Origin of the sequence: Paenarthrobacter sp. UW852 (assembly GCF_024608385.1) — a bacterium.
Taxonomy (GTDB): domain Bacteria; phylum Actinomycetota; class Actinomycetes; order Actinomycetales; family Micrococcaceae; genus Arthrobacter.
Genome location: NZ_JAMSGY010000001.1, coordinates 497,550 through 520,175, shown reverse-complemented (window position 1 = coordinate 520,175; position 22,626 = coordinate 497,550). Strand labels below are relative to the sequence as shown.

Sequence of the window (22,626 nt, the reverse complement as noted above, 5' to 3'; positions counted from 1 at the left end):
GCCTGATGGGGAAGCTTCTGCCCAGCCACTGTTTGATAGCGCCGGTTAACCTAAATAGGGCCGACATACCCTCCCTCAGTGGAACTTCCCGGGGTTATTGTTGGATACAACAATTGGGGGAGTAAGGATGAGGCCAATAACTGTCGGCAGCGGTAAGGGAACGGTCGCGCTCACCGATGGTGACGTCCTTCATCTGGTGTGGGGGCCACATACGGTCCTCCTGGCCGATGACGTCCACGATGCCATGGCCACGATCAACGAACTCGCGGACGGTGCAGAATTCCCGTTGCTCATCGATATCACGAACACCAAGGAAGTTACCCGCGGGGCCAAGGCGGTGTTCAGCACCAAGTGTGCCGCCTCCCGGATTGCTTTATTGGGCACCAGCCCTGTGAGCCGCGTGATAGCGAATTTCGCCATGTCACGACGGACGCTGCCTTCTCCTACAAGGTTCTTCACGTCCAAAGATGACGCCATGTCTTGGCTCGTCCAAGCGCAATCGCCAGAAGCCCTGGCTTGAGGGCTTGCTAACTCTTGCTTCTCCTCCGATCCTCGGGGAACGAGAATGCTGATGCGATCCGGCGCCGGACCCTCGAATCGGCAACCGCTGACGACCTGCAGGGTCCGCTCGGGGAGATCCTTCGGGTGTTGTTGGACGCGCCAGGAACCCAGCAAGCGGCTTTGTCCCTACGGGTCGGGGCGGGCGCTAGCCGGGTGCGTCCCCTGTGGACCCCCGTACCTGCAGCTGCGAGGGGACTTGGTGAACCCGGCCGGGCAGCTCCGGTGTGGCGAGGCGCTGCAGGATGAACTTGCCGGCCTCTACGCCAACTGCCAGGTTGCCGTTGTCCACGGAGGTCAGGGAGAGGTGTCGGATTTTGGCGAGATAGGTGTTGTCGTAGCCCACCAAGGACAGATCTTCGGGTACAGAGAGGCCAAGGTCGTCGGCGGCGGACAGGGCGCCAATGCAGGCGATGTCGTTGTAGGCAAAGATCGCGGTTGGCCTGTCCTCCGTGGACAATAAGCGGCTGGCCGCGGCATACGCATTTTCCTCACTCAGTCCGCCGGCGAGAACCACCGGCTCGAGCCCGGCGTCGCGCATGGTCCGCTCGAACGATTCCCGCCGGATTCGGCCTACTTCGGCCGGCCCCTGCAGATGTGCGATCCTCCGGTGCCCGAGCGTGAGGAGGTGTTCGGTGGCCTGGCGTGCACCGGCGTCGTCGTCATTGACCACAATATCGACCCCCGGCAACACTGGCTCGCGGGTTCCCGCCAGGACTACGGGGATAGTCTGCGCCGCCTTTTCGATCGCGGTGGATTCCGTCGTAGTGCCGACCACCACCAGGCCGTCAATCCTTTGCTCCAGCAGGGTCTCCACGGAACTGCGGCCAACGCGGGTGTCGGTGTAGGAGTCGGCGAGGACCGGTGAAACCCCCGCTGCGTGCAGCGAGGCCGTAAGCCCTTCCAGCAGTTCCACGAACCACGGGTTGCGGATGTCATTGAGCATCACACCGATGGTTCCGCTTCGAGGGCCGGACAGGCGTTGGGCCAGTCTGTTGGGCCGGTAACCCAGTTGCTCCATGGCTTCCAAGACAGCACGACGGCGGCCCTCACTGACGTTGACCGACCCCTGGAGGACCAGTGAGACCAGGGACTTGGAGACCCCCGCGGCGCTTGCGACGTCGCGGATGGTGGGCTTGGTGGCCGGCATGCAGTATCTCCTCTCGCAGCTTCCATCAAGCTTAGGGGCTTGACTGGGCCTGCTCGTCACCTCCATTATGGACCGGTCCAAGTAATTCCAAAGAGTCAAAGAGGATCTTCAATGAGTGCACCCAATTCGAGGCAGTTGGTCGCCGGAATGGTTGGTGGCGGTCCGGGCGCCGACATCGGCAAGACCCACCGTTACGCCATGCGGCTGGATGGCCACTACGATCTCCGGGCAGGAATTTTCGGGCGCGATGAGAGCAGTTCCCACGCCACCGCCGTCGAACTCGGCGTCGAATCGGGACGCAACTACCGCGACATCCAGGAGATGGCCGAGGCTGAGGCCGCCCGTGAGGACGGTGTGGACGTGGTGGTTGTGGCGACGCCCAACGACAGCCACTTCGAGATCGCACGGACGTTCCTGCAAAGGGGCATCTCCGTGGTGTGCGAGAAGCCCCTGACCCGGGACTCTGCCACTGCGGCCGAGCTGGTCCGGGTCGCGGAGGAGAACGATGCCATCCTTGCTGTCCCCCACTGCTATTCGGCCTACGCCATGGTGCGGCAAGCCGCGCGGATGGTCCGCAACGGCGAGCTGGGCGCCATTCGTTTTGTCGACGTCGAGCATGCATCGGGCTGGGCAGCAACACCCCTCGAGAACGAAGGCCACAAACAAGCCAAATGGCGCACCAACCCTGACATTGCTGGGTTCCCGAGTGTCGTGGGAGACCTCGGCACCCACGCCCTCCATCTGCTCCGCTACATCACCGGGCTCGAAGCGAAACGCTTGTCCGGCCGCTTGCAGACGTTCGTGCCTGGGCGGCGCGTTTTCGACAACGCCACCGTGGAACTTGAACTGACCGGCTCAGTTCCCGCGCGGCTGTGGGCCAGCATGGCGGCTACTGGCCATAACCACGGGCTCCGCATCCGGGTCTACGGCGAAAAGGGCAGCCTGGAATGGCAGCACGAGGACCCGCACCACCTCAAGGTCCAGGACCTCGCAGGGGCCACCACCATCCTCACGCACGGGCTCAGCACCTTGCACGACGACGCGTCCCGGCTCACGCGCGTGGGCCTCGGCCACCCGGAGGGCTTCCTTGAGGCCTTCGCCAATTTCTACTCGGACCTGGCTCAGGTGCTGCGCGCCCGCCGCAATGGAACGCCGATCCCCCGGCGTGAACTGTCCTTCCCGACGGGCGTTGACGGCTTGATCGGCGTTCAGTTCGTCGAAGCCGTCGCGGCATCGCATCACGATGACTCCGCCTGGAAAATCCTCGCCTCTGCCCTGAAGAATTTTGACCTGGAGAAAGCAGCACTCTGACATGCCCCGTTTCGCCCTCCTCGGAGCCGGTTTCATCGGCTCCGTCCACGCAGCCAACCTCGCAGCCCACCCCGGGATCGACTTCCGACTGGTGTACGACGTCGACCAACAACGGGCACAGACCCTCGCCGCCGCGCATGGCGCTTCGGCTGCCACCACCCTTGAGGAGGTCTTCGACCCTCAGGCGATCGACGCCGTCTTCATCGCGTCCTCCACCGATACGCACGCCGGGCACCTCCGCCGGGCCGCCGCCGTCGGAATCGCCGCGCTCTGCGAGAAGCCCATTGACCTGGACCTGGACCGGGCACGCGAGACCGCCACCTTCGCACAGGAGAGCGGCGTGCCCGTCATGGTGGACTTCAACCGCCGCTTCGACCGCGACTATGCCGAGCTCAAACGCGTAGTGGACTCGGGGGAGATCGGCGCAGTGGAGCTCATCCAGCTCACCTCCCGAGGCCCGTCCATGCCGCCGTTGTCCTACATCGCCGTATCCGGCGGCCAGATGCGCGACCAGACCGTCCACTTCTTCGACCTCGCTCGCTGGCTTTCCGGCCTGGACCCGGTGGAGGTTTTCGCCATGGGTTCGGCCCTGGCGGAGCCCGGCATCGCGGAGTACGACGACGTCGACACCTCCGCGGTCACGTTGCGGCTCCCCGGCGGGGCATTGGTCCAGATCGATTCCGCGCGTCGCACTGGCTACGGCTATGACGAACGGATCGAGATCATGGGCTCCAAAGGGATGGTGGAAGCCCGCCGGCACCGAAACGGAGCGGTGTCCCGGTATTCGGGCACCTCCGTGGTGGACGACGGGCTTCACCCCGGTTGGTTTGAGCGTGTGCAGCCAACATATGCCGCGGCCCTCGCCGCTTTCGTGTCCTCCTTGAAAGGCGACGTGGCTTCCATTCCTTCCCTTGAGGACGGCCTGAAAGCCCAAGCTATCGCCGAAGCAGCCGTGCTTTCCCTGCGCTCGGGCCGCATGGAGCCGATCAAGTACTGAGGCCAAGGTCGCACCAGGCAGGGAGTCAGCGTCAACTCCCGCGCCTGCTGCCCGCAGCTACCGGGTGCTCAGCACGAGGATGATCCGGAGGGTGTCCGAGTCACCGGCGGCCACCACGATCCTGCCGTCGGTCAGGGAGCCGCTCAACCGGTATGTGCCGGTGGCGCTGATGGTCACGGTGTTGCCATCGACCGCTATGCCCGTGGAGGCTGGCGACGGGAGGCTGGCGACGAGACTCTGCTGCCGCCGTCGGAAAGGCTGGCTGCCACCTCCGAGGCGGCGTCCCAGGTCAGGTCGTTGCTGTCGAAGTGGGCCCGTAGCGATCCCGGTGCCGCGTGGCAGCCGGGATTTGATTTATGCCATGAGGTTGGTCTGAAAAGCCAGTCCAGTGACTTTCCGTTACCTGTTGAGGCTGTTGCATGGGTCACTTTCATTTGCTTCCAGCCGCAAGGACCCTGATCCTTGCAAGACCTAGTTTTTTCAGCGCTTGTCAGAGCGTGCCCAATGGAGGACACAATTTATGACTAACGTTCTTTGGTTTTCTGAACTTGGCTTGACCGACCTTGACCAGGTTGGCGGCAAAAATGCATCACTCGGGGAAATGGTTCGGAATCTCGCCTCGGCTGGGGTGAAGGTTCCGGACGGTTTCGCGACGACGGCGGACGCTTACCGGCGTTTCCTGGCGGAGTCGGGGCTTGATACACGGATTGAAGCCATCCTGGAGGGCTTGGACAGCGGCGACGTGGCCGCTTTGGCCAAGGTCGGCGGGCAGATCCGGGACCTGATCCGTCAGACGCCGTTCCCTGCCGGTTTCGAAGAGGAAATCCGCGCGGCCTACCAGCGCCTGACCGAGGAGCATGGCGGGGATGTGTCATGGGCGGTGCGTTCCAGCGCAACAGCCGAAGACCTTCCTGACGCCTCCTTTGCCGGCCAGCAAGAGACGTTCCTGAACATCCGCGGGATCGACAACATCCTGCTGGCTATCAAGGACGTTTTCGCATCCCTGTACAACGACCGCGCGATTGCTTACCGCGTTCATCACGGCTTCACGCATTCGGAAGTGGCACTTTCGGCCGGTGTGCAGCGGATGGTGCGTTCCGACGTCGGCGCTTCCGGCGTGATGTTCACGATGGACACAGAGACCGGTTTTCAGGATGCGGTCTTCATCACCTCCTCTTACGGCCTCGGCGAGGCCGTGGTCCAGGGGGCCGTGAACCCTGACGAGTTCTATGTTTACAAGCCGGCATTGGCGGCTGGCAGGCCGGCAGTTCTCAAGCGCGGGCTGGGGGAGAAGGCCGTGCAGATGGTGTACACGGATTCGGACGAAGTTGGCAGGACCATTGACTTCACTCCCGTGCCCCAGGATTCCAGGAGCCGTTTCAGCGTTACGGATGCTGAAGTCGAGCAGCTTGCACGCCACGCCGTAGCGATCGAGCAGCACTACGGCCGTCCCATGGATATCGAGTGGGGTAAGGACGGGGTGGACGGGGAGCTCTACATCCTGCAGGCGCGGCCCGAAACCGTGGAGTCCCGTAAAGCAGCGGGCGTCACGTCCCGCTACACGCTCGCTGAGCGTTCAACGGTATTGGTCGAAGGCCGCGCGATCGGTCAAAGGATCGGCGCCGGGCAGGTGCGGGTGCTGTCCTCCATTGAGCAGATGGCCTCCTTCCAGGAAGGTGATGTCCTGGTGGCGAACATGACGGACCCGGACTGGGAACCGATCATGAAGAAGGCCGCTGCGATTGTCACGGACCGTGGCGGGCGGACCTGCCACGCTGCGATCATCGCCCGCGAACTGGGGATTCCCGCCGTCGTCGGAACCGGCTACGCGTCGCAGATCCTCAAGGACGGCACCCCCGTGACAGTGTCCTGCGCCGAAGGCGAAGCCGGACTGGTTTACGAAGGGCTGCTGGAGTACACGCTCCAGGAAACCAGCTTGGAGACTATGCCCGAGGCCCCGGTGAAGATCATGATGAACGTCGGGACCCCGGAGCAGGCGTTCAGTTTCGCCAAGCTCCCCAACCACGGCGTTGGTCTGGCCCGCCTTGAGTTCATCATCAACCGGCAGATAGGGGTCCACCCCAACGCCTTGCTGGCCGTCGCCGGCGAGATCGAGCGACCGGCAAGCCTGGATGACTACACCGTCCGGTTGATCCAGGAAAAGACTGCGGCCTATCAGGGCCCGCGCGACTACTATGTCCGCCGTCTGGCTGAAGGTATCGCGACCATCGCCGCCGCGTTTGCCCCTGAACCGGTGATCATCAGACTCTCTGACTTCAAGTCCAACGAGTACGCCAACCTGATCGGCGGTCCTGCGTTCGAACCAGAGGAAGAGAATCCGATGATCGGGTACCGTGGCGCGTCCCGCTACCTGTCCGCGGCCTTCCGGCAGGCGTTCGAGCTCGAGTGCGAAGCGCTCAAGTACGTGCGAAACGAGATGGGGCTGAGCAACATCAAGCTCATGGTCCCGTTCGTACGGACTCTGGACGAGGCCAGTGGCGTGATCGACCTCCTCGCCGCCAACGGACTGCGGCGCGGCGAGGACGGGCTGGAGATCGTGATGATGTGCGAGCTGCCTGCCAACGCGCTCCTTGCGGACCAGTTCCTGGAGTACTTCGATGGGTTCTCCATCGGTTCCAACGACCTCACCCAGCTCACTTTGGGCCTGGACCGGGATTCTGCGCTTGTGGCTGAAGGCTTCGATGAGCGGAACCCGGCAGTGACCAAGCTGCTGGAGATGGCCATCAGTGCTTGTCGCGCCAAGGGCCGGTACGTCGGAATCTGCGGCCAGGGCCCCAGTGACCACCCCGACTTCGCGGAGTGGCTCCTTGCCCGGGGCATCAGCTCCATCTCGCTGAACCCGGACGCAGTCACCGAGACCTGGTTGCGCCTGGCTAAGACCACCAGCACCGTGGTCTAAGTGGCAGACAACCAAACCGTGGGGGCGGGCGCAGCGTCCGCCCCTACGGTGTTCTTCCTCTCTGACAGCACCGGTATCACTGCTGAAACGCTGGGCAACACCTTGTTGACCCAGTTTCCCGGCCAACGGCTTGAACGGCGAACCATCCCTTTCATCACCACCATTGAGCAAGCCCGCGAGGTGGTAGCGGTTATCGACAAGGTGGCAGCCTCCGGTCCTGTGCCGATCATTTTCTCCACTGCCGTGGGACAGGACATTCGTGCCGTGCTGTCGGAAAGCCGGGGTCAGTTCTTCGACTTGTTCGGGTCCCACATCGGGAAGCTCGAACAAACACTTGGTGCGGTCGCCAACGGAAAACCGGGCCAGGCACACGGTGTCGGCGACGCCGTCCGGTACCAGTCCCGCATGGCCGCCGTCGAATATGCCATTGAACACGACGACGGCCAGTCGCTCCGTGCGCTCGAACGCGCCGAACTGATCCTGATCGCGCCCTCCCGCTGCGGGAAGACACCCACCACGATGTATCTTGCCCTGCAGCACGGCATCCTGGCAGCGAACTTCCCGTTGGTCGAAGAGGACTTTGATGTCATGGCGCTGCCGAAACCCTTGCTGCCGTTCGCGGACAAGTGCTTTGGCCTGACTTCCCAGCCCGTCCGGCTGAGCCAGATCCGCCAGGAACGCCGGCCGGGCAGCAACTACGCGTCGCTGAACCAATGCACCTTTGAACTTCGCAACGCGGAGGACATGTACAGGGCCAACAACATCCCGTACGTCAACTCCGCCTCCATGTCCGTGGAAGAAATTTCCGCCACGGTCCTTCAACGCATGCAACTGCACCACTGACAAGCTGAGGTTTCGGGAGCGTGTGGTCGGTGAGTCGCTTACGGCTTGATCCGGAAGTAGCCGTAGTCAAGGTTCTGGTGAACGGCGTTTGTGCCAGCGACCTCGTTGCGAAGGGTCGACCCTGGGACTTTCACCTGATCATTGCAGGTTCGCGATGCTGTCCGCTATGTCAAGCTTTCGAACACCATGGTGGCCTGGATACGGTCGCCGCCGCCAAGCCCCTTGCTCCCGCTGCTGGAGGTGGTAATCGTATGCAGCCGGTAACCCTTGGACGCCTGAGCGTTGATGGTCCTCTCCAGTTCGGTCAAGTTACCCGAGCCAGTTCCCCATAGCTTTTCTTTGAGAATGACCTGCAAGACGACGTAGTGCATAGACCGTTTCCTCCCTATCTGGCCAGTTGTCGGCAATCCTACTGGATGGCCACCGGGCTGCTGGGATGACACCGCTGTCTCCGTTGTGGCTTCAAACGGGGGGATACCGGAGGGAACGGACCTGATCGGATCCAATTTCTTCAAAGCTCATTCAGCGGTTTCATCGAGGCCGAAGGTCCCGTGCCCGTCCTGCCGCGCTGGTAGGTGACTCTCCCTCCTTATTTTGATCAACTCAAAATAAGGAGGTAAGCTGGGTATAGGCCAGAGCCGCCCTTGAGTACCGCACCGGTGAACATTCCCGGGCCGGCAGGGCGCGCCACAACCGCAAACACCCTTCCGCTTGAGCGGTACTGGACCCCCGGACTGGCCATGATCCTGAACCCCAAGGAGAACCCATGACTTTACTGACTGAACGTCCCGCAACGCCCGCGCCCGCCTCCGACGCAGCTGCGGCAGTCACCGTGTCCAAAACCGCATTGATCGGCGGCAGCTACGTAACCCTGCCGACTGCCCTTTCCCGGACGCATAGTGAAGGTGCCTACGTCACCGCCCCCGGCAACCGAAACGTTTCCCGTGGCAGTTACGTCACAGTTCTCGGCGTCCACAAAGACCCAGTCGGTGGCAGCTACGTCACGTTTTGCAAGGCAGCCTAAACGCGGCGTCTGTGCTTGATGGCAATACGCGGCTTTGAAAGGAGGCCGACGACGACACTTTGTGCCGCCGTCGGCCTCCTTTTGTGCAAACGTTGTTGGCGAAGCCTGTTCGGGTTTCCGCCACACGTTGATGCTGTGCCGCTCAGCCTTCGAGCCTCGAATGCTCGCCCAGACGGTGCCATGAACGGTTGTGGTAGACCAGAGCATCGCCGGGCTCGCCGGCTTGGACGTCACGCATCACCCGGGACTCAAGGGCGTGAACGGCGACGATGGTCGAGGTCCCCACTTCCATACGATTGATGACTGCGCAGCGCACCCAGGCGCGGACATCGTCATACACCGCTTCGCCGGTCGGAAGGGCCGACCAGCGGTGCGTCTGGTCAAAGCGGTCGGCGCCTGGTGTCGCTCCAAACTTCGCCAAGTCGACGTCGTGGGCGTCCAGCAGGTGAACGACGACGGTTTCCGCTCGCGAAAGCACCTTCGACGCTGAGGACAGTGCCGAGACCGAGAAAATCAGCAACGGAGGTTCCGCACTTACTGAGACCACCGACGATACAGTCAGTGCCACCGGTCCCTCGCCGGCATCCGCCGTGATGACGGCGACACCTCCTGGGTGGCCACGGAACAATGCTTTGAAGTCGTCAGCCGAAAGGGAGGACGGGAAGCTTTGCTTAGGAGCCTCGAGCCAGGTGTCTGTAGGGTAGGCGTGGAACATCGTTATGAGACCCTGCGGGCGAGTTCCTCGCGAACGATGTTCGTGCCTGCGCTGAGAGCACTCAGCTTGGCCAAGGCGACATCCCGGGGGAACGGTGCCATGCCGCAGTTGGAGCTGGGGATGAGCTTGTCCGCATCGACGAACTGCAGTGCTTTGCGGAGGGTGTCGGCGACCTCTTCCGGGGTCTCGATCGTCTCGCTTGCGACGTCGATTGCCCCGAGCATGACCTTCTTGCCGCGGAGGAGCTCGATGAGGTCCATGGGCACGTGGGAGTTCTGGGATTCCAGCGAGATGATGTCAATGCTGGAGCTCTGAAGCAGCGGGAATGTCTCCTCGTACTGCCGCCACTGTGAGCCGAGCGTCGCTTTCCAGTCATTATTGGCCTTGATCCCGTAGCCGTAACAGATATGCACGGCGGTCTCCGCGCGCAGGCCTTCTGCCGCTCGCTCAAGCGCAGCCACGCCCCAGTCCTTGACCTCATCGAGGAAGACATTGAACGCGGGCTCGTCAAACTGGATGATGTCCACGCCGGCCGCCTCCAGCTCCTTCGCCTCCTGGTTCAGGATCGCAGCGAACTCCCAGGCCAGCTTCTCGCGGCTCTTGTAGTGGTCATCGTAGAGCGTGTCCACCATCGTCATTGGACCGGGAAGAGTCCATTTGATCGGCTGGTCCGTGGTTGCGCGGAGGAACTTTGCGTCTTCGACAAATACCGGCCGCTCGCGGCGCACCGGTCCGACGACGGTCGGCACGCTCGCGTCGTAGCGATCGCGGATGCGCACGGTCTTGCGCTGTTCAAAGTCGACCCCGCTGAGGTGCTCGATGAAGGTCGTGACGAAGTGCTGGCGGGTTTGCTCGCCATCGCTGACGATGTCAATGCCGCGTCGGCTCTGCTCGTGAAGCGCGATGCGCAGCGCATCCTGCTTACCCTCGAGAAGCGCATCTCCCTCCAGCTTCCAGGGGGACCAGAGGGTCTCCGGCTGTGCGAGCCAGGACGGTTTCGGCAGGCTTCCAACAACGGTGGTGGGCAAAAGTGTGTTCATGATTGACGATTCTCCGTGGGTCAGTTGACGAGAGCGGGGTATTTGGCGGTCCACTGGTCCAATAGATCCTTGTGGGGCGTGATGAAGTGTTCCTCCGTGTACTTCGCCTGCGTGATCGCGAGCTGACTGCGCTCGACGCGGTCATAAGCGATCTGGGTCCGTGAGTAGTCCTGCTCTCCCAGGCTCGGTTGGTAGACGACGGCGGCGGCGGAGTTCGCGTTGTAGACCTCCGGGCGGTAGATCTTCTGGAAGGTCTCCATGGTGCTGATCGTGCCGATGAGCTGCAGGTTTGAGTAGTCGTTGAGCAGGTCGCCGCGGAAGTAGAAGGCGAGCGGCGCCACGCTGCCTCGCGGCATGAAGTAGCGGACCTGAAGCCCCATCTTCGCGAAGTACGCGTCCGTCAGCGAGAACTCGTCCTGCTGGTACTCGACGCCCAGGATGGGGTGGCGGTTTTCCGTTCGCCGGTAGGTCTTGCTCGTGGAGACGCTGATGCACACCACTGGCGACTGCGGGAAGCGTTCCTGGCATGCCGGGGAATCGAGGAACTGCTGGAACAGTTTGCCGTGAAGATCGCCGAAGTCCTCGGGAACAACGGGCTTGCCGGCTTCTGCTGCTGCAGCCGGCAGGACGACGCTGAAGTCGAAGTCACGGACGTAGGAGGAGAAATTGTTTCCCACGATTCCTTGGTGGCGGACGCCGTTCAGCTGGTCGACGATCTGGATGTCGAGAACCTCGAACAGCGGGAACCGCTGATCCGTACCTTCCGCAGTGAACTCTATGTGCACGGAAACGATCTCAAGCTCGAGCGTGTAACGGTCCCGGTCCGGGTTGTCCCAGTCTGCGAGATCGTTGAAGCGGCGCCGAATCATGGTCAAAGCGTTGCGGAGGTTCTCCTGGCGGTGCTCGCCACGTGCCAGGTTGGCGAAATTCGTCGTGATCCTCGAGCCTTCCGACGGGGAGTAGTCCTCGTTGAAGGGGGTCGTGGTGATGCTGAAGCTGAAGTCGTCTGCCATGTTGCCAATCCGTTGTTGATGGCCGGAGACGGCCTTTCAGAAGGTGGTGTATCCATGGTGCAACCTTCCGAGGGCTATCAGGTAACTAGTGGTTGCTATGCGCGCATATAGAATCTCCCTATGGCCCAAATTTCGAGCGGATTGACCTTGCAGCAGCTCCGTTACTTCATCGAAGTTGCAGCTGAGGGATCGATCTCCGCAGCCGCCGATCTTCTCTATGTAGCCCAGCCGACCATGTCCGCCGCGATGAAGGACCTTGAGGCCCGGGTTGGCCGTTCGCTCCTGGTTCGCTCCGCCCGCGGAGTCACCCTCACCGCCGACGGCGTAGAGTTCCTCGGCTACGCGAGGCAGGTCGTGGAGCAGTTCGCCCTCCTTGAGCAGCGCTACCTTGGCAGGCCGCCGCGGCGTCGTCTGCTTGGGGTGTCAACGCAGCATTACTCGTTCGCGGTGGACGCCTTCGTCCGGATGGTCAAGGCCTCTGATGTAGCCGAATACGAGTTCTCACTTCGGGAGTCCCGCACCTGGGACATCATCGAGGATGTCCGGACACTCCGCAGCGAGATCGGCATCCTTTATCGGAACGACTTCAACCGGAAAGTCATCGACAAGCTGCTCAGGGAGTCCGGGCTCGCGTTCACTCCGCTTTTCCTCGCCGATCCGCACATATTCATTTCACGGAAGAACCCGCTGGCTGCAAAGGAGCGTGCGAACCTCGATGATCTCGCCGGCTTGCCGCGGTTGACCTTCGATCAAGGCGCGAACAATTCTTTCTACTTCGCCGAGGAAATACTCTCCACCTTGTCCAGTAAGCAGGAGATCCGGGTCTCTGACCGCGCCACGATCTTCAACCTCATGATCGGGCTCCACGGCTACACGATTTCGACGGGCATCATCAGCGGGCAGCTCGACCCGGAGATCGTCGCCATCCCGCTCGACGTTGACGAACGCATCGAGATCGGCTGGATCGGCCACGCCGCAATTCCGCTAACCGACCAGGCGCAGCGCTACCTCGGGGAGTTGCGGGCTGTCGTCGCAGAGTTTGGCGTAGCGCTGCTCGACTGACGGCAGTTGAGTGGGCGGAGTGGGGGAGGAGATGATCTAGGGTCTGATGTGGCTGGCGATGCTTATAACCCGGCCAGCAGGATCACGGATGAAGAACCGGCGGACTACCCACGTCTCGTCGCGTAGTTCCAACTCGATGTCCAGACCATCTCCACGCTTCAAAGGCGCAACACAGCTTCACCACAGTCCGACCCTTGATTGCCAATGAAGGCTGTAAGCATTGATACCAGCAGTCGAGTGAGGAACCATGAGCAGCAGAATCCCTGAACCCGAGTACACCATCAACGGTCCCATGTATGAGGGGCGGGCGCTACACCGCGTCGACGACGAAGTCGTCGATCAAGGCGTTGCCTTCGACATCGGGACTTTGGTAAGCCGCCGGTCGATATTAGGGATATTCGGGGCGGGCATGGGAGCCGTAGCCCTTGCCGCTTGCTCACCCGGCAGCACAGGAAGCATCGATGCCCAGACCCCGGCCGCCAGTTCCACGGCCAACGCTTCCACTGGGTCCTCCACGGGCACTTCGGGTTTGACGGAGATTCCTGACGAGACTGCCGGGCCCTACCCTGGTGATGGTTCCAACGGTGCGGATGTCCTTGAGAATTCAGGCATCGTGCGAAGTGACATCCGCTCCAGCATCGGCGGCGGGACCATGGCGGCTGGCGTGCCCATGACGCTCACCCTCACAATCCTTGACATGGCCAACGGTGGTGTCCCCTTAAAGAACGCCGCTGTCTATGTGTGGCATTGCAATGCCGAGGGCGGGTATTCGATGTACTCCCAAGGCATCCAGAACGAAACCTACCTCCGCGGAGTGCAGGTCGCCGACAGCGATGGGAAAGTCAGCTACACGTCCATTTACCCGGCCTGTTACACGGGGCGTTGGCCGCATATCCACTTCGAGGTGTACCCCGCCGTGGAAGACATCACTGATTCAACGAAGGCAATCGCAACGTCCCAAGTCGCGTTGCCCCAGGACATCAGCGAAAAGGTGTACGCACTGTCTGAATACAAGGGTTCAAGCTCGAACCTTTCCCGGGTAAGCCTGACCTCGGACAACGTCTTCGGGGACGATGGAGGTGCGCTGCAACTCGGACAGGTTACCGGCGACACCACTTCCGGCTACCAGGTGGCCCTTACCGCCGCCGTCGACACCACCACCACTCCAAGTGCCGGCAGCGCCCCAGGCGGAGCGATGCCACCAAACGGAGGGGGCCCTGGCGGGAATCCACCCACCGGCGCCCCGCCTGCCTAAGCGGACCGTTCAACCGGACTGTCCCTGGCTGACGACAAGGTTGATGGCTACTGCGACGACGAAGGTGGCGAAGAAGTAAGAAAGCAGCGCGTGGCCCAGGGCGATCTTGCGGGATGCGGTCGATGATTCCTTCACATTGCTCGGGCTGTAGTGCGCGGGCTTCAGTTTTCCGGTCGCTCTAAGGAGATCGCCCCTGGCGCCGTCCGGTTCATGGGAACTTACCGCGGTGCAGCCGGTCTTCCGGTCCATGAAGACAGCTTTGATGGGCTATTACCTTTTCGAGGACGAAGCCCTCCCGGCTTGTGACCTCGCTGGACCCAGTGCCGGCGGGGGCCCAAAACTCATGCAGTTCAGTGGAACAACGCGGGAAATGACGTTCCTGATGAGATGATCGGATATGACCGAAAGCAACGGCTCCGCCAAGCCCGAACGGGACTTTGATACAACGGCGCATCACTCGAGACTTCGGGTCGCGGTGATGATCGCCGTGGGTCTGGTAACTGCCTTAATGGTCGGTCTGCTGAAGTCTTGGGCCTATGCCCCGGCGATGGGATGGGCCGCGGCGTCCGTAACGTATCTGGTTTGGGTCTGGACGGTCATAGGCCGTCTACAGTCATCTGAGACAGCCGCACACGCCCGGCGCGAAGACCCTGGACGGGCAGGGGCGGATGCGCTGGTGCTGAGTGCAACGATTGCCAGTTTCGCCGGCGTTGCTTTGATTCTGCTGGACGCTGCCGACGCCGAGGGAGGCAAAAAGGCCGCCATCATCGCCATGGCCGTTGGCAGCGTGGCACTCTCTTGGTTTCTTGTCCATACCCTTTTCACCTTGCGCTACGCATCCATTTACTACCGGGACAAAACCGGTGTGGACTTCAACGAAAGCAAACAACCGCGCTACATGGATTTCGCCTACCTTGCCTTCACAGTTGGTATGACCTTCCAGGTCTCGGACACCGACCTGAAGACGGACGCAATCCGCACCACAGTTCTGCGCCAGGCTTTGCTGTCCTACCTCCTTGGCACCATCGTCCTCGCTACCACCATCAACCTCGTCGCCGGACTGATTCGCTAGGGACCCCAGCACTGACGCTCCAGGATCCTCCCGACTGGCCCGGCTACTTGCGGTCCAAGTCACTGGCGGAGGAGGCCCCGAGCGCCATGGAGAATTCCCGGGCGACTTTAGCGGCCAGCACTCCGGCCTGGTCCAGGTGACGTCCGAACCGCTGCTTGGGCGCACTGACGTTGAATGCTGCGACCACGCGTTGCTTGAAGTCGAAGACGGGTGCTGAGACTCCTACAACGCCGAGCTCGAATTCTTCGTCCACCACCGCATATCCCTGCCGCCTGATAAGAGTGATCTCCCTGCGAAGGTCCTCGAACGACTGAATCTTGAATACGGGATCTCCAGTTGACGGGCCTTGGCCCGATTGAAGGGCGAGCGGCGAGAGGTCCTGGCGATCAGGTCGAACTCCAGCCTTGGCCTCGGCAGTGTGTGTGTCATACCAGTCTTTCAATGCAGCGTCATCCCAATCACTGACCAGCACCCTGCCCGCCGAAGTGCTCCACGCGTCAACGCTGACGCCTTCCCAGCCCAGCGCCCTGTAGGTGTGGTTGGACATCTCACTTTTGAGTGTGAGGACGCTGCCCCCACGTAGTACGCAGAGGTGTGTGGTTTCGTGAGTCGCAGTCGCCACGCGCTTGAGGTACTGCGCCGACGCGCTGACCATGCGTGCCTCGGTAGTCCGGGCGGCCAGGGCGTAAAGGCTGTGCCCAAGGGTGTAGAGCAGGCTCTCAGCGTCCCGGCTAACCAGGCCTGCTTCCGCCAGGGTCGCGAGCGTCCGGGAGACTTGGGCTTTGTCCCGCCCTGTGATCTCCGCAACCTTGTTTACTCCGAACCCGCCTCCTGCGACGGCCTCCGGGGAACCCAGAATCTCCAGCAGTTCCAAATCCCTGCGGAGGCCGGAGGAGTTGCGCCTGGGGGTGCCTGTGTCGTTCACGGCTGTCTCCTTGGTTGATCTGGTCATACTTCGATAGTATCCGGAGAGCGTTGACATTTCCACAACATGCATTGCGCAAAAGGGAACTGGACTTTTACGGTTGTGTCATGGCTCACGGAGATGTGAGCGCCGATCCTTACCCCAATGAAGTGAAAAGGAGGATCACGTTGAACGACTCTTTCCTGTCTGATCTTGGACAGTTCCTCACCAAGAGGTCGGCGGACATCGCCGAATCCGCCACCCAGCACGTGGTGGTTGTCCTGGTTTCCCTGCTCATTGCAACGGTCATCGGTGTGGGGGTCGGTGTCCTTGTTTGGAACAAGCCCATCAGCCGCTCGTTGGCTATCGCCGGCGCCGGCGTCGGACTGACCATTCCGTCCATGGCACTGCTGGCGCTCCTCATCCCCGTGCTGGGGCTGGGCTGGACCCCCACCATCGTGGGTCTGGCTTTCTACGCCCTCCTTCCCATCATCCGCAACACGGTGGTGGGCTTGCGCGAAGTGCCGGCAGCCGTGTCCGAATCCGCGCTCGGAATGGGCATGGGCAAGGTGAAGACGTTGTTCCGTGTCCAGTTGCCCATGGCCTGGCCTGTAGTGCTTACAGGGGTGCGCGTCTCGGCCCAACTCTCCATGGGAATCGCAGCGATCGCTGCCTACGTGGGCGGGCCGGGCCTTGGGGAAATGATCTTCAAGGGTCTATCGAGCCTGGGATCCAAGAACGCCCTGAACTTCGCCGTCGTGGGAACCGTCGGTGTCATTGTCCTAGCCCTGCTGCTGGATGGCGCGTTCGTGCTCATCCGCCGCGTTACTACCTCAAGGGGACTTCGTGTCTGAAACAACAACCCCTCCGGCCGCCGGCGCCCGGATTGTCCTCAAAGACGTCACCAAGACGTATCCCGGCCAGGTGATTCCCGCCGTCGAGTCCTTCTCGATGGATATCGCTCCCGGTGAGCTGATCATGTTCGTAGGCCCCTCCGGCTGCGGCAAGACCACCACCATGAAGATGATCAACCGGATCATCGAACCGAGCACGGGCTCCATCACCATCGATGGTGAAGATGTCCTGTCCCTGAATCCCAACGAACTTCGCCGAAGGATCGGCTACGTCATCCAGCAAATCGGCTTGTTCCCGCACATGACCATCGCAGAGAACATCTCTGTGGTCCCCAAGCTACTGGGCTGGGACAAGAAGCGTACACGGGATCGGGTGGAGGAGCTGCTGGCCGTCGTCGAGCTTGATCCCAAAACGTTCGCCTCCCGCTACCCGCGCCAGCTCTCCGGTGGACAACAGCAGCGTGTTGGCGTCGCCCGGGCTTTGGCGGCTGATCCGCCCGTAATGCTCATGGACGAGCCGTTCGGAGCGACCGACCCCATCACCCGTGAAAAGCTTCAGAGCGAATTCCTGCGCCTGCAGGAGAAGCTGAGCAAGACGATTGTGTTCGTCACCCACGACTTTGATGAAGCTGTCCGCCTGGGCGACCGGATTGCGGTGTTGTCCGAACGCTCACAGATCGAGCAGTTCGATACCCCGGCAAACATCCTGGCCAACCCGGCCAACGATTACGTCTCTCAGTTCGTAGGGCACGGAGCGGCGCTCAAGCGGTTGGGACCCATCCCGGTGAGCCACGCGACGCTGGGACCGGCAGCGGCACCAACTGCCCTGAGCGTGGGCGTTCAGAACTCTCTTCGCGATGCGTTGGATGCCTTGGTCCTGTCCGGTGGCGTTCCCGTTGCTGTGGTGGATCAAACCGGACGGGCTGTGGGCTCCATCGATATAGAGCGGATCTCCGCTGTCCTGGGAGCCGAGATTGTTCCGTCCGCCCTTGCCTTGGGAGTTCGGCCATGACTGCACAGGCAACGCAGGACCTGGCGACATCCTTCGGCACTGCCTCCAACCGCAAGGGCAAATACTTTTCCTTCAAGCGCTTCGGAACGCCCCTGATCATAGTCCTGGCGTTGCTGGCACTGCTGGCCTGGCTCTCCTCACTGTCCCTTGATTCGATCGAGCTGCGGACCCTCAACTGGGACTACCTTGCGGACCGGACCAGGGAGCACCTCCTGCTGACCGTTACCGCATCCGCCATTGTGACCCTGATTGCGGTCCCTGCGGGCATCGCACTGAGCAGGGTGCATTCCAAGGCCGTGCACGCGGTGGTATTCGGTATTGCCAATGTGGGGCAGGCAACGCCGGCCATCGGCCTGGTGATCCTGCTGGCCATCGTGTGGAAGACCGGCTTCGAGGTGGCGCTTGTTGGCTTGGTGGCCTATTCGGTCCTCCCCGTTCTGCGGAACACCCTGGTGGGACTCCAGCAGGTTGACTCCAGTCTCACGGAAGCCGCCCGGGGCATGGGCATGCGTCCGCTGGAAGTGCTGACCAAGATCGAACTTCCTTTGGCCGTCCCGGTCATCATCGCCGGCTTGAGGACTGCGCTGGTGTTCTGCGTCGGCGTAGCAACTGTGGCCACGTTCATCAATGCCGGGGGCCTGGGCGACATGATCGTCAACGGACTCAAGCTCCAGAGATGGCCGGTCCTCATCACAGGCGCCGTCGTCGTCTCCTGTATTGCCCTCACCATCGACTGGCTTGCAGGCCTCGCCGAAGACCTGCTCAAGCCCAAAGGCATCTGACTTTCCTACTTCTTAAGGACAACATCATGAAGAAACCCGCAATGGCCCTCCTGGCCACCGGTATTGCCGTGGCACTGAGCCTCACAGCCTGCGGCGGCTCAGCTTCAAGCTCCAGCGCATCAAACAGCAAGGAACTGGAAGGCCTGACCGGTGTATTCGGTGCAAAGGACTTCTCCGAGCAGTTCATCCTGTCCCACATCACCAGCCAGGTCCTCAACGCCCACGGTGCGCAGACCACCACCAACACCAGCGTGGTGGGCTCGGCAAACGTCCGCACGGCGTTTGAGACTGGCCAGTTCGCCGGCTACTGGGAATACACCGGAACTTCCTGGATTACCTACAACAAGCAGACCACGCCCATCAAGGACAAGGCGGACATGTTCAAGGCAGTCAAGGACGCCGACGCCAAGAAAGGCATTGCCTGGCTGGACCCTGCACCGCTGAACAACACCTACGCTTTCGCTATCCGTGAAGAAAAGGCCAAGGAGCTCGGTATTAAGAGCCTCTCGGATGTGGCCAAGCTCCCGGTCAGCGAGCAGACATTTTGCATGGAAAGCGAGTTCTCAACCCGCGACGACGGCTGGCCGGGACTGCGCAAAGAGTACGGTTTGAGCCCGGACGCCAAGGTGTCGATGCTGGACACCGGCGTCATCTACACGGCTACCCAGAAGGGCCAGGACTGCAACTTCGGCGAGGTCTTCGAAACAGACGGCCGTATCCCCGCACTGAAGCTCCAAGTCATGGAAGACGACAAGAGCTTCTTCCCGATCTACCAGGGAGCCCTGACCATCAAGGCCGACGTTCTGGCCAAATACCCGGCCATCGCCGACATCATGGCCAAAGTCTCGCCCAAGCTGACTACCGAGGTCATGCAGAAACTGAACGCCAAAGCCGATGTGGACGGCGAAGATCCCGAAGACATCGCCAAGGATTGGCTCGAATCTGAAGGGCTGGCCTAGGTATGACCGAGCAAATCCAGATTGGTGAGTCCTTCATCGGGGACGGAGTCAACGCAGCGCACGTGAACACCGTCCTGGGACATCGGAACGGACCCGCGGGAACCGCTTGGGCCACGGCCCTTGCAACCCCGAGTGCAGGCCACGTTCCGTTCGTGGCCGTCCTCCGCCCCTCGCTCCCGGTAAAGCCTTTGACGCTCTTCGTCACCAAGGCTGCCCCGGCCAATGACCACCACGGCAACCTCATCTGGGGCGCAGCGCAGGCTGGAATCGCCGCGGGCGTGGCAGATGCCGTAGCCGACGGTATCCTCACCGACGAGCAGGCCGGTTCCCACGCGCTGATCGCCGCCGTGTGGGTCAATCCCAACGCCGACGACGACGACGCCGTCTACCGCAATAACCGTGAGTCCGTCCGGACTGCTTTGGAGAACGGGGCCAAGAACCTCCCATCCACATCAGAAGTGATCGAAGCACGCAACTCCCCGTCCAACCCCTTCTTTACCCCACGAGGCTGACAGCAATGAAGATCACCGCAATCCGGCTGACCCGCATGGTCCTGCCACTGGATCCGCCGTTCAACGCGGCGTGGGATCCCGAACCCCGCACTGCCTTTCCCGCCACCTTGGTGGAAGTGGAGACCGACGAAGGTGTCACCGGCGTTGGCTCCGGTGACACCATGGACGGGTTCGAAGCCTATGAACACCTGTTCATCGGAACCGACCCGATGGCCATCCTCAATCAGGTCCGCCGGATTGAAACCATCAACTTCCATGGCGGCCGCTACTGGCCCCTCGAAGCGGCCCTGTGGGACATCATCGGCAAAGTTGCCGGGCTGCCCGTATCAACATTGTTCGGCGGTGCCCAGGACAGGCTCGTGGCTTACGCTTCCTCGGGCGAGCTGAAGGCCCCGGCCGCCCGGGCAGAATCTGCGCTGGCAGCCAAGGACCGTGGATTCAAAGCCATGAAGATCCGTATCTCCCGTGATCATCTGGACGAAGGCGTGGAGTCCGTCCGCGTTGCCAGGGAAGCCGTGGGCAAGGACTTCGACCTGATGGTGGACCTCAACCAGATGTGGCGCATGAGCGGGGACATCGAACCCGCCTTGGAACTCGCCAAGGTGCACCGCCTGGCAGCGCAACTGGCGGAGTTGGATGTCCGCTGGCTCGAGGAGCCGCTGCCGCAGGCTGACATCAAGGGTGCGCAGCGTGTCCGCGAACAGACTGGCATCCAGGTCTCGGGCGGAGAGATGGTGCGCAGCATGCCGGAAATGATGGCTCTCATCGAAGCCGACGCTTACGACATCTACCAGCCGGACGTCGCCCTGGCGGTGGGCATGTACCGCGCCCGTCAAGTGGCCGACACGGCAAACCTGAAGCACCGTTTCTTCACACCGCACACATGGAGCAACGGCTTGGGCTTGCTGGCCAATCTGCACGTGGCCGCTGGGGTTGACGCGGGTCCATACTTGGAATTCCCCTATGACCCGCCCGGCTGGACCCCGGAGCGCCGCGACTTCTTCATGGAACCGCTGGACATCGACGACGATGGCGCGCTTCGCGTGCCTGACCTGCCGGGCCTTGGCGCCGTTATCGACTACGACGCCGTCAAAAAGTACTCAGTCTAAGGAACACCGACATGGCAACAACCAAGAACGACTGGATCCAGCGGGCGGAGGCCCAACAGCCAGCAACGGGACTGTTTATCGACGGCGGTTTCCGCGCCGCACGCAGCGGCGAAACATTCCCCACGGTCTCGCCGCGGGATGGCTCCGTCACGGCTCACATAGCGGCGGCGGGGGATCAGGACGTTGATGACGCTGTCCATGCTGCGCACCGTGCATTCGAAGATGGCGTGTGGTCCCGAACGGACCGCCGCCACCGGCAAGCTGTCCTCACCCGGCTCTCTGACCTCATCCTGGCAAACCTCGAAGAACTCGCTCTCCTCGAATCCACGGGTGCCGGCCACCCGATCAGCGACGCGCTCGCCGTCGATGTCCCCAGCTGCGCGAGGACCTTCCGTTGGTACGCGGAGGCCCTGGACAAGGTCTACGACGACGTCGCACCTACACCGCGCAACGCACTCGCCGTCATCTCGCGGGAGCCACTGGGCGTGATCGGCGCCGTGGTTCCTTGGAACTACCCGCTGATCATCACTGCCTGGAAGGTAGCTCCTGCGCTGGCGGCCGGAAACTCCGTGGTCCTCAAGCCCTCTGAGCAGACCAGCCTGACGGCTTTGCGCCTTGCTGAGCTCGCCACGGAAGCCGGCGTGCCGGACGGCGTGTTCAACGTGGTCCCAGGTTTGGGCCATATCGCCGGCGCCGCACTCGGCCGGCACGAACTCGTGGACAAGATCACCTTCACGGGCTCACCCGAAGTGGGCCGGTACTTCCAGCGCTATGCCTCCGAATCGAACGGCAAGCAGGTTGCGCTGGAGCTGGGTGGCAAGTCGCCGCAAGTGGTACTTCACGACGTCGGAGACCTCGGCGCGTGCGCGTCGGCCGTGGCCTGGGGGATCTTCTACAACGCAGGGCAGACCTGCCACGGCGGGTCCCGGCTCCTGGTGGACGAACGCGTCCACGACGAGTTGCTGGAGGAGGTCATCAAGGTGGGGCGGTCGCTGCAGCTTGGCGACCCGCTGGATCCTGCCACGCAGATCGGCGCGATCATCGATGACCGCCAGCTTGAAAGCATCCTCGGCTACTACAGGGTCGCCGACGACGAGGGCATCGCCGTCGCGAGCGGCGGCACCCGAGTACACCCTGACGGCGTCGAAAATGGCTATTACCTGGAACCGACCGTCCTGGACCGGGTCAACAACGCCGGCCGCATCGGTCAGGAGGAGATCTTCGGGCCGGTACTGGCGGTATCGACGTTCCGCGGCGCCGCTGAGGGCATCCGAATGGCCAACGACACCAAGTACGGCCTGGCCGCCAGCGTGTGGACGCAGGACATCACCAAGGCACACACCGCCGCCCGCGAGCTTCGCGCCGGCACCGTGTGGGTGAACACCTTCGACGTCGCGGACATCATCACTCCCTTCGGCGGCTTCAAGGAATCGGGCTTTGGCCGGGACCGTTCATTGCATGCCCTGGACGCCTACTCCGCATTGAAAACAACCTGGATCAACCTGGGCGACGCAGCCCTGGACGACTGACCACC

Annotated in this window: 25 protein-coding genes; 17 read left to right on the top strand and 8 right to left on the bottom strand. The window is 62.1% G+C overall.

Annotation, left to right across the window (positions count from 1 at the left end):
• Positions 1-127: 127 nt before the first annotated feature.
• The gene (locus tag NEK97_RS02410; RefSeq protein ID WP_257368268.1) at positions 128-520 is read left to right on the top strand and encodes an STAS/SEC14 domain-containing protein; all 393 of its coding nucleotides are present in this window, start codon (positions 128-130) and stop codon (positions 518-520) included.
• A gap of 186 nt (positions 521-706) precedes the next feature.
• Here the strand turns inward: NEK97_RS02410 and NEK97_RS02405 are convergent, their stop codons facing one another.
• Entirely contained in the window at positions 707-1,708 is a 1,002-nt protein-coding gene (locus tag NEK97_RS02405) for a LacI family DNA-binding transcriptional regulator (RefSeq protein ID WP_257368267.1), read from the bottom strand.
• Positions 1,709-1,819: 111 nt separating this feature from the next.
• On the opposite strand from NEK97_RS02405, the gene NEK97_RS02400 reads away from it, so the two are divergent.
• Positions 1,820-3,019, top strand: coding sequence for a Gfo/Idh/MocA family protein (locus NEK97_RS02400; protein WP_257368266.1), 1,200 nt, complete (start codon positions 1,820-1,822; stop codon positions 3,017-3,019).
• A gap of 1 nt (position 3,020) precedes the next feature.
• A complete protein-coding gene (locus NEK97_RS02395) occupies positions 3,021-4,016 on the top strand; it encodes a Gfo/Idh/MocA family oxidoreductase (protein ID WP_257368264.1) in 996 nt (331 codons plus the stop codon).
• A 57-nt stretch (positions 4,017-4,073) separates the two neighbouring features.
• Here NEK97_RS02395 and NEK97_RS02390 read toward each other — a convergent pair whose 3' ends face one another.
• A complete protein-coding gene (locus NEK97_RS02390) occupies positions 4,074-4,193 on the bottom strand; it encodes a carbohydrate-binding domain-containing protein (protein WP_257368263.1) in 120 nt (39 codons plus the stop codon).
• A gap of 343 nt (positions 4,194-4,536) precedes the next feature.
• Here NEK97_RS02390 and ppsA point away from each other — a divergent pair, with 343 nt between their 5' ends.
• Both ppsA and NEK97_RS02380 read left to right on the top strand, forming a co-directional pair.
• Positions 4,537-6,936 (top strand): phosphoenolpyruvate synthase, encoded by a 2,400-nt coding sequence (ppsA, locus tag NEK97_RS02385; RefSeq protein ID WP_257368262.1) that lies wholly within the window; start codon positions 4,537-4,539, stop codon positions 6,934-6,936.
• The gene (locus tag NEK97_RS02380) at positions 6,937-7,779 is read left to right on the top strand and encodes a pyruvate, water dikinase regulatory protein (protein ID WP_257368261.1); all 843 of its coding nucleotides are present in this window, start codon (positions 6,937-6,939) and stop codon (positions 7,777-7,779) included.
• A gap of 164 nt (positions 7,780-7,943) precedes the next feature.
• Here NEK97_RS02380 and NEK97_RS02375 read toward each other — a convergent pair whose 3' ends face one another.
• Positions 7,944-8,150: a DUF4177 domain-containing protein gene (locus tag NEK97_RS02375; RefSeq protein ID WP_257368260.1), complete on the bottom strand. Its 207-nt coding sequence runs from the start codon at positions 8,148-8,150 to the stop codon at positions 7,944-7,946.
• A 273-nt stretch (positions 8,151-8,423) separates the two neighbouring features.
• On the opposite strand from NEK97_RS02375, the gene NEK97_RS02370 reads away from it, so the two are divergent.
• Positions 8,424-8,549, top strand: a complete 126-nt coding sequence (locus NEK97_RS02370; RefSeq protein ID WP_257368259.1) for a hypothetical protein — start codon at positions 8,424-8,426, stop codon at positions 8,547-8,549.
• On the top strand, positions 8,546-8,803 hold the full coding sequence (locus NEK97_RS02365; protein WP_257368258.1) for a hypothetical protein: 258 nt from the start codon (positions 8,546-8,548) through the stop codon (positions 8,801-8,803). Before NEK97_RS02370 ends, NEK97_RS02365 begins: the two co-directional genes overlap by 4 nt.
• 142 nt (positions 8,804-8,945) lie before the next feature.
• On the opposite strand, the gene NEK97_RS02360 is transcribed toward NEK97_RS02365, so the two are convergent.
• The 3 genes from NEK97_RS02360 to NEK97_RS02350 are packed head-to-tail and all read right to left on the bottom strand — an operon-like array spanning position 8,946 to position 11,571.
• Complete coding sequence (locus tag NEK97_RS02360) at positions 8,946-9,518, bottom strand: flavin reductase family protein (RefSeq protein WP_257368257.1); 573 nt, start codon at positions 9,516-9,518, stop codon at positions 8,946-8,948.
• 2 nt (positions 9,519-9,520) lie between these two features.
• On the bottom strand, positions 9,521-10,558 hold the full coding sequence (locus NEK97_RS02355; protein WP_235521934.1) for a methionine synthase: 1,038 nt from the start codon (positions 10,556-10,558) through the stop codon (positions 9,521-9,523).
• A 20-nt stretch (positions 10,559-10,578) separates the two neighbouring features.
• Complete coding sequence (locus NEK97_RS02350) at positions 10,579-11,571, bottom strand: DUF1852 domain-containing protein (RefSeq protein WP_257368256.1); 993 nt, start codon at positions 11,569-11,571, stop codon at positions 10,579-10,581.
• A 120-nt stretch (positions 11,572-11,691) separates the two neighbouring features.
• Here NEK97_RS02350 and NEK97_RS02345 point away from each other — a divergent pair, with 120 nt between their 5' ends.
• Positions 11,692-12,633, top strand: a complete 942-nt coding sequence (locus tag NEK97_RS02345) for a LysR family transcriptional regulator (RefSeq protein ID WP_257368254.1) — start codon at positions 11,692-11,694, stop codon at positions 12,631-12,633.
• A 247-nt stretch (positions 12,634-12,880) separates the two neighbouring features.
• The gene (locus tag NEK97_RS02340) at positions 12,881-13,888 is read left to right on the top strand and encodes an intradiol ring-cleavage dioxygenase (protein WP_257368253.1); all 1,008 of its coding nucleotides are present in this window, start codon (positions 12,881-12,883) and stop codon (positions 13,886-13,888) included.
• A 9-nt stretch (positions 13,889-13,897) separates the two neighbouring features.
• Here NEK97_RS02340 and NEK97_RS02335 read toward each other — a convergent pair whose 3' ends face one another.
• On the bottom strand, positions 13,898-14,137 hold the full coding sequence (locus NEK97_RS02335) for a hypothetical protein (RefSeq protein WP_257368252.1): 240 nt from the start codon (positions 14,135-14,137) through the stop codon (positions 13,898-13,900).
• Between the two features lie 148 nt (positions 14,138-14,285).
• Between NEK97_RS02335 and NEK97_RS02330 the strand changes: the two genes are divergently transcribed.
• Positions 14,286-14,960 carry a DUF1345 domain-containing protein gene (locus tag NEK97_RS02330; protein WP_257368251.1) on the top strand — a complete coding sequence of 225 codons (675 nt, stop codon included), beginning with the start codon at positions 14,286-14,288 and terminating at the stop codon, positions 14,958-14,960.
• A 43-nt stretch (positions 14,961-15,003) separates the two neighbouring features.
• On the opposite strand, the gene NEK97_RS02325 is transcribed toward NEK97_RS02330, so the two are convergent.
• Positions 15,004-15,912, bottom strand: a complete 909-nt coding sequence (locus tag NEK97_RS02325; RefSeq protein ID WP_257368250.1) for an IclR family transcriptional regulator — start codon at positions 15,910-15,912, stop codon at positions 15,004-15,006.
• An 80-nt stretch (positions 15,913-15,992) separates the two neighbouring features.
• Between NEK97_RS02325 and NEK97_RS02320 the strand changes: the two genes are divergently transcribed.
• The 7 genes from NEK97_RS02320 to NEK97_RS02290 are packed head-to-tail and all read left to right on the top strand — an operon-like array spanning position 15,993 to position 22,621.
• Positions 15,993-16,718, top strand: coding sequence for an ABC transporter permease (locus NEK97_RS02320; RefSeq protein WP_257368249.1), 726 nt, complete (start codon positions 15,993-15,995; stop codon positions 16,716-16,718).
• The gene (locus tag NEK97_RS02315) at positions 16,711-17,730 is read left to right on the top strand and encodes an ABC transporter ATP-binding protein (protein WP_257368248.1); all 1,020 of its coding nucleotides are present in this window, start codon (positions 16,711-16,713) and stop codon (positions 17,728-17,730) included. Before NEK97_RS02320 ends, NEK97_RS02315 begins: the two co-directional genes overlap by 8 nt.
• The gene (locus NEK97_RS02310; RefSeq protein WP_257368247.1) at positions 17,727-18,512 is read left to right on the top strand and encodes an ABC transporter permease; all 786 of its coding nucleotides are present in this window, start codon (positions 17,727-17,729) and stop codon (positions 18,510-18,512) included. Before NEK97_RS02315 ends, NEK97_RS02310 begins: the two co-directional genes overlap by 4 nt.
• Before the next feature lie 26 nt (positions 18,513-18,538).
• The gene (locus NEK97_RS02305) at positions 18,539-19,471 is read left to right on the top strand and encodes a glycine betaine ABC transporter substrate-binding protein (RefSeq protein ID WP_257368246.1); all 933 of its coding nucleotides are present in this window, start codon (positions 18,539-18,541) and stop codon (positions 19,469-19,471) included.
• Between the two features lie 2 nt (positions 19,472-19,473).
• On the top strand, positions 19,474-19,983 hold the full coding sequence (gene fae, locus NEK97_RS02300; RefSeq protein WP_257368245.1) for a formaldehyde-activating enzyme: 510 nt from the start codon (positions 19,474-19,476) through the stop codon (positions 19,981-19,983).
• Between the two features lie 5 nt (positions 19,984-19,988).
• On the top strand, positions 19,989-21,092 hold the full coding sequence (locus NEK97_RS02295) for a mandelate racemase/muconate lactonizing enzyme family protein (protein WP_257368244.1): 1,104 nt from the start codon (positions 19,989-19,991) through the stop codon (positions 21,090-21,092).
• Positions 21,093-21,103: 11 nt separating this feature from the next.
• Positions 21,104-22,621 (top strand): aldehyde dehydrogenase, encoded by a 1,518-nt coding sequence (locus NEK97_RS02290; protein WP_257368243.1) that lies wholly within the window; start codon positions 21,104-21,106, stop codon positions 22,619-22,621.
• Positions 22,622-22,626: the final 5 nt, after the last annotated feature.

Coding starts and splice junctions, on each gene's coding strand:
- NEK97_RS02290 (WP_257368243.1), top strand. CDS start 21,104: ATGGCAACAACCAAGAACGACTGGATCCAGCGGGCGGAGGCCCAACAG.
- NEK97_RS02375 (WP_257368260.1), bottom strand. CDS start 8,150: ATGCACTACGTCGTCTTGCAGGTCATTCTCAAAGAAAAGCTATGGGGA.
- NEK97_RS02305 (WP_257368246.1), top strand. CDS start 18,539: ATGAAGAAACCCGCAATGGCCCTCCTGGCCACCGGTATTGCCGTGGCA.
- NEK97_RS02325 (WP_257368250.1), bottom strand. CDS start 15,912: ATGACCAGATCAACCAAGGAGACAGCCGTGAACGACACAGGCACCCCC.
- NEK97_RS02295 (WP_257368244.1), top strand. CDS start 19,989: ATGAAGATCACCGCAATCCGGCTGACCCGCATGGTCCTGCCACTGGAT.
- NEK97_RS02355 (WP_235521934.1), bottom strand. CDS start 10,558: ATGAACACACTTTTGCCCACCACCGTTGTTGGAAGCCTGCCGAAACCG.
- NEK97_RS02365 (WP_257368258.1), top strand. CDS start 8,546: ATGACTTTACTGACTGAACGTCCCGCAACGCCCGCGCCCGCCTCCGAC.
- NEK97_RS02310 (WP_257368247.1), top strand. CDS start 17,727: ATGACTGCACAGGCAACGCAGGACCTGGCGACATCCTTCGGCACTGCC.
- NEK97_RS02395 (WP_257368264.1), top strand. CDS start 3,021: ATGCCCCGTTTCGCCCTCCTCGGAGCCGGTTTCATCGGCTCCGTCCAC.
- NEK97_RS02400 (WP_257368266.1), top strand. CDS start 1,820: ATGAGTGCACCCAATTCGAGGCAGTTGGTCGCCGGAATGGTTGGTGGC.
- NEK97_RS02345 (WP_257368254.1), top strand. CDS start 11,692: ATGGCCCAAATTTCGAGCGGATTGACCTTGCAGCAGCTCCGTTACTTC.
- ppsA (WP_257368262.1), top strand. CDS start 4,537: ATGACTAACGTTCTTTGGTTTTCTGAACTTGGCTTGACCGACCTTGAC.
- NEK97_RS02350 (WP_257368256.1), bottom strand. CDS start 11,571: ATGGCAGACGACTTCAGCTTCAGCATCACCACGACCCCCTTCAACGAG.
- NEK97_RS02410 (WP_257368268.1), top strand. CDS start 128: ATGAGGCCAATAACTGTCGGCAGCGGTAAGGGAACGGTCGCGCTCACC.
- NEK97_RS02340 (WP_257368253.1), top strand. CDS start 12,881: ATGAGCAGCAGAATCCCTGAACCCGAGTACACCATCAACGGTCCCATG.
- fae (WP_257368245.1), top strand. CDS start 19,474: ATGACCGAGCAAATCCAGATTGGTGAGTCCTTCATCGGGGACGGAGTC.
- NEK97_RS02330 (WP_257368251.1), top strand. CDS start 14,286: ATGACCGAAAGCAACGGCTCCGCCAAGCCCGAACGGGACTTTGATACA.
- NEK97_RS02335 (WP_257368252.1), bottom strand. CDS start 14,137: ATGGACCGGAAGACCGGCTGCACCGCGGTAAGTTCCCATGAACCGGAC.
- NEK97_RS02405 (WP_257368267.1), bottom strand. CDS start 1,708: ATGCCGGCCACCAAGCCCACCATCCGCGACGTCGCAAGCGCCGCGGGG.
- NEK97_RS02320 (WP_257368249.1), top strand. CDS start 15,993: ATGGCTCACGGAGATGTGAGCGCCGATCCTTACCCCAATGAAGTGAAA.
- NEK97_RS02360 (WP_257368257.1), bottom strand. CDS start 9,518: ATGTTCCACGCCTACCCTACAGACACCTGGCTCGAGGCTCCTAAGCAA.